The sequence below is a fragment of the Paenibacillus hemerocallicola genome (assembly GCF_006265175.1).
Lineage (GTDB): Bacteria > Bacillota > Bacilli > Paenibacillales > NBRC-103111 > Paenibacillus_AB > Paenibacillus_AB hemerocallicola.
In genome coordinates, this window is sequence record NZ_VDCQ01000005.1 from 1 (window position 1) to 16,749 (window position 16,749).

General features: G+C 52.2%; 15 protein-coding genes and 1 pseudogene. 11 read left to right on the forward strand and 5 right to left on the reverse strand.

Going from position 1 to position 16,749, the window contains the following annotated elements; genetic code table 11:
- The 5 genes from FE784_RS04670 to FE784_RS04690 all read left to right on the forward strand — a co-directional run.
- Nucleotides 1-1,157 (forward strand): Gfo/Idh/MocA family protein (locus FE784_RS04670; RefSeq protein ID WP_139600979.1); only part of this gene is annotated, 1,157 nt, incomplete at its 5' end.
- Nucleotides 1,154-1,957, forward strand: coding sequence for a sugar phosphate isomerase/epimerase family protein (locus FE784_RS04675; RefSeq protein ID WP_139600980.1), 804 nt, complete (start codon nucleotides 1,154-1,156; stop codon nucleotides 1,955-1,957). The genes FE784_RS04670 and FE784_RS04675, both read left to right, overlap by 4 nt.
- A complete protein-coding gene (locus FE784_RS42770) occupies nucleotides 1,887-2,381 on the forward strand; it encodes an IclR family transcriptional regulator domain-containing protein (protein WP_425465529.1) in 495 nt (164 codons plus the stop codon). Before FE784_RS04675 ends, FE784_RS42770 begins: the two co-directional genes overlap by 71 nt.
- Before the next feature lie 774 nt (nucleotides 2,382-3,155).
- A complete protein-coding gene (locus FE784_RS04685) occupies nucleotides 3,156-4,496 on the forward strand; it encodes an ABC transporter substrate-binding protein (protein WP_176705975.1) in 1,341 nt (446 codons plus the stop codon).
- A 41-nt stretch (nucleotides 4,497-4,537) separates the two neighbouring features.
- Nucleotides 4,538-5,794, forward strand: coding sequence for an exo-alpha-sialidase (locus FE784_RS04690; RefSeq protein ID WP_139600983.1), 1,257 nt, complete (start codon nucleotides 4,538-4,540; stop codon nucleotides 5,792-5,794).
- A 101-nt stretch (nucleotides 5,795-5,895) separates the two neighbouring features.
- Here FE784_RS04690 and FE784_RS42775 read toward each other — a convergent pair.
- A pseudogene (locus FE784_RS42775) lies at nucleotides 5,896-6,157 on the reverse strand (IS1380 family transposase); the annotation flags it as partial.
- 55 nt (nucleotides 6,158-6,212) lie between these two features.
- Here FE784_RS42775 and FE784_RS04695 point away from each other — a divergent pair.
- The 3 genes from FE784_RS04695 to FE784_RS04705 all read left to right on the forward strand — a co-directional run bounded on the left by FE784_RS04695 (nucleotide 6,213) and on the right by FE784_RS04705 (nucleotide 9,989).
- The gene (locus tag FE784_RS04695) at nucleotides 6,213-7,019 is read left to right on the forward strand and encodes a polysaccharide deacetylase family protein (RefSeq protein WP_139600984.1); all 807 of its coding nucleotides are present in this window, start codon (nucleotides 6,213-6,215) and stop codon (nucleotides 7,017-7,019) included.
- A gap of 338 nt (nucleotides 7,020-7,357) precedes the next feature.
- Nucleotides 7,358-9,631: a right-handed parallel beta-helix repeat-containing protein gene (locus tag FE784_RS04700; RefSeq protein WP_218103748.1), complete on the forward strand. Its 2,274-nt coding sequence runs from the start codon at nucleotides 7,358-7,360 to the stop codon at nucleotides 9,629-9,631.
- A 31-nt stretch (nucleotides 9,632-9,662) separates the two neighbouring features.
- On the forward strand, nucleotides 9,663-9,989 hold the full coding sequence (locus FE784_RS04705; protein ID WP_139600985.1) for a hypothetical protein: 327 nt from the start codon (nucleotides 9,663-9,665) through the stop codon (nucleotides 9,987-9,989).
- 190 nt (nucleotides 9,990-10,179) lie between these two features.
- Here the strand turns inward: FE784_RS04705 and FE784_RS04710 are convergent, their stop codons facing one another.
- The 4 genes from FE784_RS04710 to FE784_RS04725 all read right to left on the reverse strand — a co-directional run bounded on the left by FE784_RS04710 (nucleotide 10,180) and on the right by FE784_RS04725 (nucleotide 12,391).
- On the reverse strand, nucleotides 10,180-10,563 hold the full coding sequence (locus FE784_RS04710) for a P-loop NTPase family protein (RefSeq protein ID WP_246131902.1): 384 nt from the start codon (nucleotides 10,561-10,563) through the stop codon (nucleotides 10,180-10,182).
- 70 nt (nucleotides 10,564-10,633) lie between these two features.
- Complete coding sequence (locus FE784_RS04715; RefSeq protein ID WP_139600986.1) at nucleotides 10,634-11,092, reverse strand: NUDIX domain-containing protein; 459 nt, start codon at nucleotides 11,090-11,092, stop codon at nucleotides 10,634-10,636.
- A 27-nt stretch (nucleotides 11,093-11,119) separates the two neighbouring features.
- Nucleotides 11,120-11,485: an aminoacyl-tRNA hydrolase gene (locus tag FE784_RS04720; protein WP_246131903.1), complete on the reverse strand. Its 366-nt coding sequence runs from the start codon at nucleotides 11,483-11,485 to the stop codon at nucleotides 11,120-11,122.
- Between the two features lie 228 nt (nucleotides 11,486-11,713).
- Nucleotides 11,714-12,391, reverse strand: coding sequence for a uracil-DNA glycosylase (locus tag FE784_RS04725; protein ID WP_139600988.1), 678 nt, complete (start codon nucleotides 12,389-12,391; stop codon nucleotides 11,714-11,716).
- Between the two features lie 234 nt (nucleotides 12,392-12,625).
- Between FE784_RS04725 and FE784_RS04730 the strand changes: the two genes are divergently transcribed.
- The 3 genes from FE784_RS04730 to FE784_RS04740 all read left to right on the forward strand — a co-directional run bounded on the left by FE784_RS04730 (nucleotide 12,626) and on the right by FE784_RS04740 (nucleotide 16,705).
- A complete protein-coding gene (locus FE784_RS04730) occupies nucleotides 12,626-13,507 on the forward strand; it encodes an AraC family transcriptional regulator (protein ID WP_139600989.1) in 882 nt (293 codons plus the stop codon).
- A 537-nt stretch (nucleotides 13,508-14,044) separates the two neighbouring features.
- The gene (locus FE784_RS04735; protein ID WP_139600990.1) at nucleotides 14,045-15,376 is read left to right on the forward strand and encodes an ABC transporter substrate-binding protein; all 1,332 of its coding nucleotides are present in this window, start codon (nucleotides 14,045-14,047) and stop codon (nucleotides 15,374-15,376) included.
- Between the two features lie 48 nt (nucleotides 15,377-15,424).
- On the forward strand, nucleotides 15,425-16,705 hold the full coding sequence (locus FE784_RS04740) for a hypothetical protein (protein ID WP_139600991.1): 1,281 nt from the start codon (nucleotides 15,425-15,427) through the stop codon (nucleotides 16,703-16,705).
- The last annotated feature ends 44 nt before the right edge of the window (nucleotides 16,706-16,749 follow it).

Below are 16,749 nucleotides of genomic sequence, written 5' to 3' on the forward strand. Positions count from 1 at the left end.
GTAGTGGAAGCGACCCGGAAGGCCGCATTGACGGGAAAACGCATCCATTTAAAATGACAAGAAGGGCGAGAGTGAGAGGCATGGAAGGAAAAGTCAGATTAGGTGTCGTAGGGTGCGGCCTTATCGGGAGAAAGCATCTGGATGCGGCCCGCGACAAGTCCTGGATTGAGATCGGCGCCGTCGCCGATCTGAATTTGGCTGCGGCTGAGGCCGTGTCGAAGGAATACGGGGTTCCGAAACGGTTTACGGATGCTGCCGAGCTATTCGCGCAGCCGGACATAAACGCAGTTGTGCTCTCCACGCCGGCCGCCGGGCGGGCGGAATTGGCTGTCCAGGCTCTGCGTCGGGGCAAGCACGTGCTGATTGAGAAGCCGTCGGCGACTCGTGCGGCGGAGTTGGAACGCATCCGGGATGTTCAGGGTGACCGTGTCGTCGCGTTCTGCACCTCCCGGTTCCGTTTCCTGAAGCACGCGCAGGCCGCCGCAGAGTATCTGCAGTCCGGCCAGCTCGGGGAGCTTCGCGTCATTCGCTGTCGGGCGGTCAAGTCTGCCGGGCGTCCCCCCGAGAAGGAGCCGCCGGCATGGCGATACCGAATCGACATGAATGGCGGCGGTATTTGGTTCAACTGGGGCTGCTACGATCTCGATTATCTGTTCGGGATTACGGGATGGAAGCTGGAGCCGGTGGAAGCGCTGGCGCAGACCTGGGGCACCGACCCGGACAGATTCCCGTATACCGGTGCCGGGGCGGACGGGGAGACGCACGGCACAGGTCTGATCCGCTGCAAGGGCGGCGCCGTCGTCACGTTCGAGCGCGGCGAATATGCGGCTGCTCCGGCGGAGGAAAGTTGGCAGATCATCGGCAGCCATGGTGCGCTCACGCTGCAAATGACCACTGCCAGGAAGAACAGTCTCATCGCAAGCAAGTTCGTTCCGGGAACCGGTACCGTGTCGACGGTTATCTGGGAAGGAGACGAGGATTGGGGCATACTCCATGATGGTCCGCTGCTGGATTTTACGAATGCCATTCTTGAGCGGAGATCTCCTTCTACAGGCCTAGAGCAAGCTTATTCGGCGCAGCTGGCGCTCGATCTGATGTGTGATTCGGCACGAACCGGGAAGATCATTTCTGTATCGGAAAGGAAAGGACGACTATGAAGTACGCGTTTATGAGCTTTTCGGCACCGCAATTATCCTTTCAGGAACTGACGGCAACGGCTCGCCGTTACGGCTATGATGGCGTGGAGCTGCGTACCGACGCGAATCATGCGCATGGCGTCGAGTTGACGGCATCACCGGAACACCTTGCCCGGGTCCGGGCGGAATGCGAGGCATCGGGAGTATCGATTCCGGGTCTGGACTTAACGCTCAAGCTAGCCAATCCGATGAAATCCGCTGTGGAAGAGGCAGGCGCCTACCTGAAGCTGGCTTCTCAAGTGGGGGCTCCGAGAGTTCGGGTGTTCGGCGGACAGATTCCAGAGGGCGTTTCCCGGGAGGAGTCACAGGCATTTCTGATCCGGTCGATGCGACAACTCGCTTCCATGGCTGAGTCGGAAGGGGTAACGGTCTGTATCGAAACCCATGATGCCTGGTACGATCCCGATAGAATGGCGGAAATCATGTCCGAAGTGGATCATCCGAATATCGCGGTTACATGGGACGTTATGCATACGCAGAGACGAGGGGGGCGTTCACCCGACTATTCGTTTCAGCGCCTCAAGTCGTGGATCCGCCATGTTCATTTTCACGACGGATTGCTTACCTTGGAGAAACTGCAATTCCGCCCGATGGGCGAGGGAGAAATCGATCATGCCGAGGTCGTGCGGATTTTGCTTGCGGCCGGCTATGACGGCTACATCAGCGGCGAATGGATCAACTGGGAGCCTTATGAAGATCATCTTCCGCGGGAGATCGCGAAGATGCGGCAATACGAGACACTATTTACCCGAAGGAGATGACTTCCTAAAGCAAAACCGGAAACCTCCGCGCACTCACCGCAACGGCATTATCAAACATCAAATCGCCGGAGACGACTCCATCCTGTCGTTCGAGCTCGGGGCTGTTTATACGAACTCGACCGACTTGACCGTAGAAAGGAAAAAAATATTGATCGAGCTCGTCGAGCGCACCGGCTTGACGACGCATTTGGCGGTGCTGGACAAAGACGCCGTCCTTTATCTCGTCCATGTCGAGCCGGATCACCGCCAATATTTGTCCGGCGCGGTCGGCCAGCGGGGGGCGATTTACCATACCGCGCTCGGCAAAAGCTTGACGGCATGGCTCCCGCGGGAAAAAGTCGCCGCCTTGCTGGCAACCTGCTCGTTCGAGAAAAAGACGGACCGCACGATCGACTCACTGGAGCGGTTTCTCGAACAACTATGAGTGGCTTTAAGCGGGCCCTTCGTGTTGAGTTTCTCGTTTTCGGCACCGCAATTATTTTTTCAGGAACTGACGGCAACGGCTCGCCGTTATGGCTATGATGGCGTGGAGATTGTGTACCGACACGAATCATGCGCACGGCGTCGAGTTTGACGGCATCACCAGAACACTTTGCTTCGGTCCGGGCGGAATGCGAGGCATCGGGAGTATCGATCCCGTGCCTGGCTTTATCGCTCAGGCCGGCCAAGCCGATGAAATCCGCTGTGGAAACGGCCGGCGCCTGCCTGAAGCTGGCTTCTAAAGTGGGGATCGAGAGTTCGGGTGTTCGGCGGCCAGATTTCAGAGGTCATTTCCCGGAAGGAGTCGCAGGCATTTTTCCTTCAATTCCCCCCACCGGTTTCGCCATACATATTCATGCCAGTTATCGGATAATGGTGCTTCCTTGGACTTTATCCATCACATAAATATATGCCCACATCGATTGTCACTCGCGTTGCCCCCCTTTACCCACAATAGTGATAAGCTTCTTGAGATCAAGGTAGCAAATGGCATAATGGCTCCTCAAGCTTTGTTAGACATCCGGCACAAATGGCTAAAAAGAAGAGCGATTGGACAGATTGAAACCGCATTCAATGCTGGCATATCATTAAGATGAAAGGAGGCAGGCCGACTTGCACATGTAACGGCGCTCCCACAATAACCGTTGCCCGCGAGATCAGGCACCGAGGAGCGGCATACGTCAAAATGGACACAAGCAAAATAGAGGGGGATTCAACCATGCGAAAGTTTGTTAACTTACGGTTTTCCGCTGCAGCAGTTTTGCCGGCATTGCTTTTGACGGCTTGCGCCGGCGGCCAAGGTGGGTCGTCAGCGAGTCCGGAAGAGAAGAAGCCGAGCACGGAGCCTGTCGAATTATCGTTTTACTACTCGGGCGGCAACTATGGCGAGCAACGGTTTATGGAAACTATCGGAAATCCAATCATGAAGAAATATCCGCATATTTCAATGAAATATTATCAAACTTCCAAAGCTAACGGTTCGGAGGGGCTAACGCTTGCGGATGCCGTCGCTACAGGAGTGCCTATCGATGTGTTGTACGCGAGTCTGTCCAATGTGTCGCAATCGTTGCAACCATTCGGGCTGCAATACGATCATGCCGATCTGATCAAACGGAATCGCTTTGATTTGAATTCGTTGGTTCCGCAGGCGGTCGATTCCCTGAAAGGACTCGGAGGAGGCGCTCTTTACGGGTTGCCCGTCGCGGTCGGAAGCCTCTATTTGTACTACAACAAAGATCTGTTCGACAAATTCGGGGTCTCGTATCCCCAGAAAGGTTTGACTTGGGATCAATTGTATGATTTGACCAAAAAGATGGCCCGCACCGAAGGCGGTGTGAAGTACAGGGGGCTTGCGATCGGCTGGACTTACATGGCTACATTTAATCCGATGGGCGCCGGTCTGGTCGACCCCGCAACGAACAAAGCCTTATTCGCCAAGGACGAGAAGTGGCAAAAGCTTGTCTCGAATTTGATCCGTTTTTACAATATTCCGGGCAACGAAGTGGATGCGGAAAGCGCCAGATGGAAAAATCAATTCGACGAATTTACAAAAGGAACGGCCGCCATGATGCTGACGGCCAATAATCTGAGTCGGGACTGGAACGGACGGGTGGACGTCGCAAGCTTTCCGGTATCTCCCGACAAACCCGGAGTCGGAGGCGGATTGATTCCGAATTTCTTCGGCGTGACGAGCATAAGCAAACATAAGGATGAGGCTTTTCAAGCTATCGCCTTTTTGGCCTCCAAAGAGTACCAGCTTCAGCAAGCCAGAATCGGGAGCGGCTCCCTGCCGGTTATTGACGACCCGCAAATCCGTGCGGAATACAGCAAGGACAACGCATGGATGCAAGAAAGAAACATCAATGTATCCGGATGGTTTCCGGAGCGTTTTGCCGATGCCTACACCGTTACTCCTTATGACGGCAGAGCCAACGCCGCTTTTGTAGCGGAAATGGAGAAGCTTTCGGCCGGAACCGTCGCCGATGTGAACACTGCGCTTAGACAGGCGGCGGAAGCGGCAGATAAAGCGATCGAAGCGCAAATCTCCGCGGGCAAGTAACCGTTGGCCGATGAAACCGATAATAGAGAGGCAATGATCGAATGATGTGCGAGAAATCGAAGGCGAGTTCCGGATATGACATTCGGCTGGACACGATCTGCTCCGGGTTCGTTCCCGGTCAAGTTTATTGCCGAACGCATCCGCGAGCCGGCATCGTGAAGGGCGAGAAGCCGTCCATCGTATTGACCATGTCTCCGCTCGATTTGACCGGCAGCGATGTTTTCTATGCATTGACCGGGATGAGCTCCGAAGATGGGGGGCGGACGTGGTCTCCTCCCGTCGAACAGCCGTCGCTCGGTCGACGCGCGCTGCATGACGGACTCATGGAAGTGATCTGCGATTTTACTCCCGGTTGGCATGAAGCGTCGGGAAAGCTGCTCGGCATCGGTCATACCGTAACCTATAAAGGGGACGAGATTATAAGGACGATTCGCAAAACGGCATATGCGGTATACGATCCCAAAAGTCGGGTCTGGACCGATTGGCGGGAAATGGCGGTGCCTTCGTCGTTATTTGCGTCAGGTGCGGGATCGACTCAGCGCTTCGATCTGGAAAACGGCGATATTTTGCTGCCCGTCTATTACTTGAAATCGGCGAAGGAACCGGGCATTGATCGGCAATTCTGCTGCTCCACGGTCGTTCGTTGCCGGTTTGACGGCGAAGCCTTGCAATATATCGAGCACGGTACGGAGCTCACCGTTCCGAAGGGTCGCGGCTATGCGGAGCCATCCTTGACCCGGTTCGGCGGGGGATTTTTCCTGACGTTGCGGGCCGACGATCACGGCGCCGTGACGCGAAGCGCGGACGGATTGCATTTCGGGGAACCGAAACAATGGACTTGGGACGACGGGAGCGATGTACTCACGTACAACACCCAGCAGCATTGGGTAACGCATAGCGACGGACTGTTCCTGGTCTATACGAGAAAGACGGACAACAACGATCACATTTTCAGACACCGGGCTCCTTTGTTTATCGCCGAGGTCGATCCGGAACGGCTTTGTTTGGTCCGCTCGTCGGAACGCGTGTTGGTCCCGGAACGGGGGGCTCGTCTATGCAACTTCGGAGTCGTAAACGTGAATGAGCGGGAAACTTGGGTCACCGTATCCGAGTGGATGCAGAACGGCGGCGCGTCCGGCAAGGAGATGCACCGGCGGCTGCTTCTGACGCATACGGCCGAGGAGCTGGCCCCTTTCGAATCGGCGCCGCATATGAGCGGACTGATCTCGTTATGGGGTGCCGACAACAGCGTGTATGCCGCTCGTATCGAATGGGACCTTCCCAACCGCTTCGTATAACCTTTTAGAAAGGTCGCCTAATGGCGACTTTTCTTAAAAGATCCTGAATTTCTAAAGCTTCTAGTATCAAGGTTCGTGAGAGAAAGCGCGAGTTCAAGAATTCATTCCAATTGCGCCACTAGAGTTTCTACACTTCCAGGTATGGCGCCCAGCGAAGTTTTGAACCAATTTGAGGACTATGGAGCGACTGTGATGTATGGGGATCGCTGCGCATTGAAAGAATTCCTGATGAAATCGAGCGATCGTATAACGTTGATGGACTGGCTCGTAGCAATCGCGTTTGAAGCGTTCGAACAGGTTGTAAGCGAGCAAATTGACGAGGATATCATAGGTCCTGAGATAAAATGAAAGCGTTACGCATCGCGAACGATTGGCCGCGTCTGATTTACGGATATCCGGATAGAGGAGTTTTTCGAAGATGACGAAAGTATTGATGACTTTTCCCCATGGCAAATTCAAAGTGCTAACGCTTAGCTACGATGACGGCAGATATGCTGACCGGAGATTGGTACAGTTGATGAACGACTACGGAATCAAAGGAACGTTTCACTTGAATTCCGGCTTGTTCGGCGCTAAAGACCGGGTCCCTCGGGAGGATATAGCCGAGCTGTTCCGCGGACATGAAATTTCCGCGCATACCGTGACGCATCCGACTATCGCCAGATGCCCGAAGGAGCAGCTCGTACACGAGATTATGGAAGACCGGATGGAACTCGAAAGTATAGCCGGATATACGGTAAGAGGGATGTCTTATCCGAACGGCTCTTTCAACAAAGCGATTAAAGAAATACTTCCTATGCTCGGGATCGAGTACTCGAGAGTAACGGAAAGTACGGGTGGATTCGGAATGCCCGACGATTGGCACGAGTGGAAGCCGACTTGCCACCATTATCGCAATCGAAACTTATTGCACTTGACGGAAAGCTTCCTCGCCGCCAATAAAAGCCAGTACTTATATATGATGTATGTATGGGGGCATAGCTACGAGTTCGACAACGACAACAATTGGGAGTTGATCGAGACGTTTTGCGCCCGTGCGGGACGCCGAGACGATATATGGTACGCCACCAACATCGAAATCGTAGATTATGTCAAGTCGTTTCACCGGCTTCAGTTCTCCGCATCGCGTTCTTTCGTATACAATCCGTCGGCAAGCCCGGTCTGGATTCAAGCGAATGGCAAAATCGTTGAGATCGGAGGTGGGAGCGAAGTCCAATTGACTTAGTCTAAAACTTGTCTCATATTTGATCCGTTGCCGCTCGAATCATATGGGACCCTCCAACCGATTCATAATAAATAACAGCTACCGCTGAAGCACGAATGTACATCTTCCGAGAAGGCTTCGATCAGAAGTTTTTCCTGAAAGTTAAGAAAGTAAAAATTGAAGGGGTCACGAGATGTCTCCTTCAATATATTTGCAGTCGGTTAAACAAATGGAGTCGAATATCCTAAAACAAATTCAGTTCGAGGAAAATGGGAATTGAATACAAACGGTGGAAGGCGCATGAAACCAATATAATGTAAACGCATACAAAAATCCAATTGAAGCGAGAGGCGGCGTACATGATGGAACGGCGAGAAATGGATGAAATGCAAGAAGACAAGGGTTTGGATACCGGCGGCAAGCTGCCGTTGCTCACGAGAAGGGCGATGCTGTCGTCGCTCGGCATAGCCGGGGCGGCCTTGGCCGCGGGCAGCGTGATCGGAGGAACGTTAGGCACGTCGTTCGCTGCCGGGAGACCGGTGAGTGGCGAAGTTTACGGCCGCAAAGGTCCGCCCGATTTTTTGGCGGCGGATTCGTTCGATTCGAACTGCTGTTCGTTCGTCACCGTTGCGAGCAGGACTGAGCTAAAGGCACTTGATACCGCAGTGACTACGCTTGCCTTCCTTGGTGTGTCGGGGCGCGAGGGTATCTTTGAGTGGACCGCTGGCGACTATTCTGCGCATATCGCCGCCGACACTGCCGAGGGTATCTTCATAAAAGCCGATGCCATTGCCGTCACTGCAGGCGCCTGGGTGCGTGTCTATGACGAAATCGACGTGCGCTGGTTCGGCGCTGCGGGTGACGGATCCGACGCCACAACGGCATTCGCCGCAGCCATCTCCCTGTCGCAGTTCCTTGGTTTTAACCGCATAGTCTGCAAGAACTCGATAAAGCAATTCAAGATTGTCGAGCTCCAGATTACCGATGATATCGAGATTGACCTTGGCGGCGCGACGATCCTCGGAGACTTTGGGGCGTGGGGGACGCACTCGGTAAACGCCACTCCGATCTACTGGACCAAAAACGTGTTCTATTCGGTGGCGGCCGATGCGCCGTCCGTGACGCTGAAGAACATGACCATCAACGGCCAGAATAGTCCGGCGAATCCGATGATCGGTGGGACGCCGCTAATCGATTTCAGGGGGCCGGCGTCTCCCGCAAACTCCAAGGTCATCATGGAGAACATTGTGATGACGCGCGGGTCAAACCGCCGTTACACAACAGGCTCCGGCATCGCCGCCCCGACTCTGCTGCTTGATGCCCGCAATATGGAGATCCTTCTCTATAATCTGGATCACGTCTGGATTGACGACTGCACCCTGCGATCATCTCCCGGAGAAATGCTGCAGGTGCAGTCAGACGACGCCAGAACGGTCCTGAAGATCAACCGACTGTATGCCACCAAGGCGCGGGATGGCAATCCAAGCACCAAATGGTCATCGTCAGCACTAAATGTGCTAAACTGCCATCCGTCGTCGGAGATGCGCAACAGCCATTTCTATTTCTTCACCAAGGGGGCGGTAAACTGGGAATCCGGCGGCGGCCTCATTAGTTCTTGCATTTTCGATTACGTAGATGACAGCAACGGCTTGGACTTCAATGAGGCGGGCAGCTACCGATTCGACAATCATACGGTACGCAACTGTTATTTCCGCAACATCAGCAATGTGGGGATACGCACGTCAGGATCGAATGAACTATTCGAAAACAATACGTTTGAAGAAGTAAATCTGCCCATCAGGTTCGAGGCCGGTGTCGCCGGAAATCCCGCAAGGGGCGCTTGGCTGAAGACAAACCAAGTGTCGCTTGTGAATAACACGGTGCGAAATAACAATGTTGTATGTTGCAGCACATCGCACACCGGCAAGCAGGAGATAAGCGCGCTTGGAGTTTCTTCGTCGATCTTTATTGAACTGAGGGTTGATGGCGGAAGTATCGTCGAACGCCAGCCATCGACCAAGAAGTCGCTTTTCGGCGTATGGGGAAAGCACGTTCGCTTGTCTCTGTCAGGCTACTTCGGAAACGGCACGACTGCGCTTGTCTACCTGACCGGCACGGCGACGTGCTTTGCGAGAGACTGCATCTTCGCGCCGGAGGCGGGCGAGTCTGTGCACGTTTTCGAGTTCGTGAACCTCACCGTAGGGGCGCGTGGAATTGTCCTGGACAATTGCTCGCGAACCACTGTGCTTGACGCAGGTAACTACGACTTCCGCACCACGACCGTCACATTTGATCGAAACTCAATCCATGTGAACAACTCGCCTGACTTTGCGGGTACGACAAACAATGCGGTCGTAATTAGGGACGAGCGCCTCAAGGGCTCAAAGTCCTTCGATCCGGACAGCATGGTATCGGGAGCCTCCGTTTCAACGACCGTCACGGTGGCAGGATGCCGCGTCTCCGATGCGGATGCGATCCTTGTGTCCGTATCGGTTAGCACGGCGGGCCTTCTGGTGACGGGCACCGTCACTGCGAACGACACTGTGACTGTGGTATATGCTAACCTAACAGGATCGGCTGTGGATTTGGGGGCCCATACGCTGACGGTTTACGTCATGAAGACCAACGCATAAAACATCGCGGCCTGGAAGGCGGCGAAGCTTTATGCGCATCTCCTGCGCTATTGCGTGCGGATACGACAAAGGCGTTGCATTTTTTCCGAAGCGTTTTGCAAAAGCCTGCATCGTTACCCCTTATGACGGCAAAGCCGCCGCCGTTTTTGCAGCGGAGATGGAGAAGCTGTCGGCCGGAAACGGTCGTGCCGTTCTCCGGCGCAGACGAGGCTTCGGTGAACCTCATTGCGCTATTATGCTGGGTTTAGGCGGATTTCCGCAAATAATGAGCCGAATATTACTATTGCTGAACTTGTGTTCACTGTTAGTAAAATTCGGTTCATTATTTGTTGCCAAGCGCTTTTTTGGGCGGAAATAATGAACTTGGATTCATAAATAATAAACCTATGTTCATAATCCGGTTGTCCGGCGATACGATTTAGGACGGAGGCCGTTTCCTACAAATAGTCCCGCGCATCCCGCGGACTCCGGAACACGATTACGTCTTGGCTCAACCTGACCTGCTCCAGCTTGGCCAGCAGCTTCGGCCTGTTCCGCTTCCGAAAATGTCATATCCATCGGAGAAAAGCGAAATCGATTTTCTCCGGGCACCCTTCGCCCATATCCGGTCGCGTTCGTCCGTGGTACTGAAATCTCCGTTTGAGTGCGCGGTATAAACAAATAGAACGGGGGAAATCGAACAGAATGACGGTATCCGATCGCTTGAGGCGAAGATCCAATGTACGGGAATAATTGCCGTCGATGATCCACTCGTCCTCTGCTGTGAGCCCGGTTACGATCGAATCGAACGTCTCCGGATCGGTCGCTTTCCAGTCGGGATTCCAATAGTAAGCGTCGAGATGATACACTTTGGACCCGATCTTCTCACCGAGTTGACGGGAGAACGTCGATTTTCCCGATCCGGAGCAGCCTATGACTATAATTCTCTTCATATAGAAAGGCTCCCCTCGCATTCAATGGAAGACGGAAGTGAGACTTAGTCTTCAGGGCACTGAAAAATGGTTAATTGACGTCCCCCAAATAGCAAGGCGCCTGCGTTCCCGCTTGTATAAAGCGGCTAAGCGTCTCGGGAAACAGCCGGATTTCGTGCAGCCGAGCAATATCGACCCATTCCACGCCGACCTGGTCGGAATCCGGGTTGCTGCCGGCAAATGCGGTCTCGTCCGCAGACAGCAATTCGCAGCGGAAATAAAACTCCACTTGGTGGATATCCGCATCCCAGTCGGCAAACTGATGGTTTTTCCCGATATACTCTCGCACGTGAAGCAGCTCGCCTACGGCAACCGGACATCCGATTTCCTCCATGCATTCGCGGACGACCGCAGCCGCAAGCTCCTCTCCGGGATCTTGGCCGCCTCCGGGAAACAAGTAAAAATAACCTTCGGGATCTTTATTTTTCGTGAGCAATAGGGCGCGTTCGCGCACGATGACCGCTTTAGCGGAATTGCGAATCGGATTCAATGAAAGTACACCTCGGTTGCGGAGTCGTTAACACAAGCTCAAGCCCGACACGTAGGACCGAGCTTTCGATTTGGGCATCGGCGGCAAGCTGACGACGGTTAAAGAGCCTGAAGGAATTTCCGTAAGCCCGCCGTCCCGAATCGGATAAAATCCGAGGTCGACCAGCTTTTCCAAATCCCCGGCCGCTCCCTTCAGCACGATTTTCTTCATGCCGCCGCGATACCATTCGACAAACCATTGCAAATACTCGGGAGCGGGAAACTGCGAGGCGTCTCCCTGCAGCAAATCGACCGATGTCAACGTAGCCGCGTGAGCCGCCTGGGCTGCCAGCTTGCCAGGGGACATGGACAGCTCCCGGTTCACGACATAATACTGAACGATCTCTTCGTTCACGGCAATTTCTCCTTCGCCATCATCATTGCATACCCTTTTATGCCCCATACGGATTTGTCAACGATTATTTTGTTCGGACAAAAAGATCGATACCGTCCGGTTCACCATGTGCTCCGTGACCGGTCTTTGGCAAATAGCTCCGATCGGGTCGAATCCAGGAAAGCGCGGATGATGCGTCCGACGCTCACAGGCTCCCCACCTCTGTAATTCTATCGAATGAATGACGGTTTACAAATTCGGTATTTGCCAATCGATCTCGCCGAGACCGCGTTCCCGCAAAAAACGGTTTGCTTGCGAGAACGGCCGGCTTCCGAAAAATCCCCGATAAGAGGATAGCGGGCTCGGATGCGGCGAGCGGATAATGAAGTGCCTCGTTGTATCGATCCGCTGCATTTTCTGTTGGGCGGGACTGCCCCACAGCACGAATACGACAGGTTTCTCACGCTCGTTCAACAGCTCGATGATGCGGTCGGTGAACATTTCCCAGCCTTTGCCGCGATGCGAGTTGGCATTATGCGCCTGAACGGTCAGTACGGTATTGAGCAGCAGCACGCCTTGCTCGGCCCATTTGACAAGGTAACCGTTGTTTGGAATATTACAGCCGAGATCGTCGTGCAGCTCCTTGAAAATATTTTGCAGAGATGGGGGAGCGGGAACGCCCGGTTTGACCGAGAAGCTGAGCCCGTGGGCTTGGCCGGGACCATGGTACGGATCTTGACCCAAAATGACGACCTTCGTCTGTTCATATCCGGTTAGCCGAAGCGCCGAGAAGATGTCGTGCATGTCAGGATATACCGTGCGGCTGCGGTATTCTTGGGCCAGGAAGCTGCGCAGCTCGGAATAATAGGGCTTCGCGAACTCCGTCTCGAGCAGCGGAGCCCAGTCGTTTTGCAATTGGACAGCCATGAATAGGTTCTCTCCCGTCTGGATGTATTTTCTAGTATTTTATCATAGAATCGGGGCTTGTGTAGGCAAGGCTGCAGGGCTGCCCAAGCTTTGCCCCATGTACCGAAAGCGGAAGGCAAAGAAAACGATATGTTCTGTGCATAACGAATCGTATGTGTTACACTCGAATTGCTTTCGCTGCTAACAGGGAATTGCCGCTTTGCCCAGGATCGATATAATACGAGGTGTCGTCGTATGAAAATAAAATCATTGGACCAGTATTCTCATCCGCGCAATTTTCCGTTCTGGATTCAGCGAAACCAACACGATACGCGTAATATGCCAAGTCTCCATGTACATAATTTTGTGGAGTTGATATATGTTGCGGAGGGACAGGCCACTCATTTGTTTCAAGACATTTCCTACGAGATGCAAGCAGGGGATGTATTTATTATAAATCCGGGTGAGAAACACGGTTATGTGACGGAGAACGATCAAAGAATCGAAATTATAAACTGCTTGTTCGAGCCAGGCTTTATTCCGACCTCGCTGTTGAGTGAATTGCGTATTTCCGATTCCCTCGACTTTTTCTATGTCCAACCCTTTTTGAACGGGGACGCCCGATTCAATCATAAGCTGAATTTGCGAGGCAAGGCGTCGGAAAAGACGCAATCGATCCTGGAGGAGCTCCATTGGGAGATAAGCAGGCAAGGCCCCGGCTTTCAGGCGTTGATTCAATTGAGAATGACGGAGTTGTTCATTCTGCTGTCCCGCATTTACAATGAACGGAAAAACAATTCCGGAAGCGGTTCGCCAAGCGAGTTGATCGTTCATCGCATATGCGGGTACGTGGAACGGCACTATAACCGGAAAATTACGTTATCCTCTCTCTCCGAACTATTTCATATCGGAGTCCGTCAGTTGAACCGGCAGTTCAATCGTCATACGGGTTCCAGCGTGATCGAATACGTTCACAAAATCCGGCTGGAAAAAGCCAAGCGGTTGCTGGCGGAGACGGATGAAATTATTACCGTCGTGGCCGAAAAGGTAGGGTATGAGGACACCGCATTTTTCAGTAAATTGTTTACACGGGAAGTGGGGTGTTCACCAGGAAAATATAGAGACGAGAATCGATGATCTCCGCGTACTGCGGGGATTTTTTTTCTGCGACGGCACAATCCGCGTACGTGGTGGGTAATTGGAATAGCGCATGTTCGGTGAAAGCCCGCTGCCTCTGCCGGGGGCGCATTGCGGGACCGCGAGTCCAACAAATAGCGGAACAGGAGTATGCTATTGACCCGAGTTCTCGTGGTTGAGTGCAAAATAAGTGAAAAGCGTTCCGCTATCCCGCTGTTCAGGATCATTTTCACCCCGAAAGCTCGATATAGAAGAAGCCTGTTCCGTTATCTTCAAGCGAGTAACGGAATTCGGGACAATAACGGAATGTAGTTCCTCTATTCGGGCAACGTCATGTCATGTCCATCAAAACGCCTTCAGGTTGTATGTGGATGATGCTGTCGTAGTTTTTTTGCAATAAATTTGTAATTATTACGATTTTGGCCGAATCAACAAGTTGGCGGTCCATATCGCCAATGGTACAATCGGCCGCAGTTTTATAAAGTGAATAACGAAAGCGCAAACAAAATTCTAAAATGGAAGAGAAGAGGCTTAACTATGAAAAAAAGGGTTTCATTAATGCTTCTTATGGCTCTAAACGGGGCACTGTTGACATCATGCTCGAATGGAGCCGACAAGTCCGGGACGACGCTTAATCAGGAGCAAAGCAGTCCAAACAAACCGGAGGAGCCGGTAGAGCTCGTTTTTTATTCCCATGCCGGGGAATCGGAAGACAGTTTTAACGGGAGATATGGGGATGTCATACGGGCCAAGTTTCCCGACTATGCGATCAAGTATATACGGAAAGAAAAAGGGGCGACTATTCCGGAATTGATCGCGGCCAACCAGCGGGTCGACATCATCTACAATGTGTTCGACTATGTTCTGGAGCCTCTCGTGGATTCCAAGCTGCAGTACGATATGACCGATTTGGCCAAGAAGCACGGGGTGGACTTGAACAAGTTCGAGCCTACCGTCATGGAAGGGATTCGAAAGGCCGGCAATGGAAAGCTGTACATGCTGCCGGCCAGCATGCAGGTTTCGATGTTATTTTATAACAAGGAACTGTTTAATAAATTCGGGGTTCCTTATCCGAAAGACGGGATGACTTGGAATGAGTTGAAGGGCTTGTCGCAAAAAATGACGCGCAAGGAGGGGAATCAGCAATACTACGGTTTTGTCGGTTTCCCGCAATTTGCGCTCAAAACGAATCCTTTCTCGGAGCCGTACCTGGACCCGAATACGGGAAAATCGACATTCGAAAAGGAAACTTGGAAAAAGGTTATTCAAGACACGTTTTTGGATCATGATTTTGACAACGCTCTCAGAACTAGAATCATTGAAAAAAATGCGCTGCCATACCGGCTGGAATTTACCAATACGAAGGAAATCGCCATGTTTCATTTTCACTCCGAGTTTCCAAACGCCGTTCCGAAGGATATGGAGAAAATCGATTGGGATATGGTTGCGTTCCCTACCTACAAGGAATTAAACGGTGTCGGATCGCAAGCGACGGCCGTTAGCATGAGTATCACATCGATCGCCAAAAACAAAGATGCGGCTATGGAAGTAATCAAATATATCACTTCGGTGGAAAACCAAACCGCTTACTCCAAAAAAGGCGTGCTGTCCGTTCTGAAGGATGAGTCGGTGAAAGCGGCTTTTGGCCTGGACAGTCCGTTCAAGGATAAAAATTGGAAGGCTGTGTTTTACAATAAGCTTGCTCCGATGCCTTACAGGTCGGAATACGAACTGCTAGTGGAGAACATCTATATTGCGACGATCAAGGAAATTGTGAAAGGCCAGAAAGATATGAACACGATTATGCGGGAGGCGGCTGAAGCTGCGGATAAAGCGGTTGCGGAAGCGAAGTCGGTGCAAGGAAAGTAAGGAAATTGAAAGCTGATTATCATATCGTTCGAGGAGGAGATTTCATGTGTGCCTTTTCCAAGTTTCCGCCAAAAAATAATTGGCTCCCTGACCGTTTCGATTCTATTGTCCACCGCGTTCGGTTCGATCCTTTTTGCCTCGCCGCCTCTGGTTGATCCGTTCTCTATCAGAATTACTGTTCCACCGCATCCATCGCAAGCCAACATGAATACTTATGCCGAAATTCAGAACATGAATGTTAATGTAATCGTTGGCGGGAATGAGAACGTAACGAAGACGACAAACGAGAAAGCTCTGAATTTGGCAGAAGCTCATGGGATCAAAATTCTCGTTGACGACTGGGGGTTTCACTGGAAGACGGAAATGCTGAAGCAGGCGACGACCGGGAGCGGTTCGTATTTGCGAAACGATATCCGAATCGGCCAAACGTTTACGACGCCAACGGCAGGAACAGGGTGGATCATGGAACGGGTGGAGTTTCAATTGGACGGGACCAGCTGTCCCGCCGGGGCAACGGTAACACTAAGCGTATACGACAGTCCCGCCAAAAATCAATTGATTGCAAACGCTTCCCGGATCTTCACCTGCCCATCGGAGACGACTCATCCGGAATTGCTTCTTCCGCGAAATCTTACTATGGACAGCAATGCGTCATACTATATGGAATTTGCAACGACAAGCCCGAACAACGTAGGCTTATTGAAAACCAGTGACGCCGATGTCTACGAAGGGGGACAGGCTTATGTAAATGGTGTGCCACAAAGCACCGATTTGGCTTTCGAGATTCGCTTCTATCAGCCGGAGCGTCCTTATAGCGACGGCAATACGCAATCCACGGTACTTCTGGACGATTTGGCGAATCACTATCAAGCACACCCTGCACTACTAGGCTATAGTCTTTGGGACGAACCTTCTTCCGCTCTCTTTACGAAGTTGGAGGATGCAGCAAAAAGACTTCATCAGATTGATCCGAATCACGCGGTCAAGGTTAATTTGTTGCCAACCTACGCGACGAATAGCCAGCTTGGATTGGATCAACTGGCTAGCGATACGGCGACTTCCATACAGCCGATAGGTCAAACGTTTCAAACGTCCGTTACCCAAACAACGATCTCGACTATTCAATTATGGTTTGACAGCGCATCCTTTCAAGGCGGCGAAAGTGTAACTTTGGCATTATGGGACTCTCCCGCCAAAGTTGCAACGAATCTTCGGATCGTTGGATGGACCGCCGAGAGGCGGTTTTTCTTTTGGGCCCGATCGTATCGATTCAAAGCTCCAAGCGCAAATATGTATATAGATAGGTTCACGCATACAATAATGGTATAATAGATCAACACGTCCTATATCGAAATGAACGATTCATTGCAGCA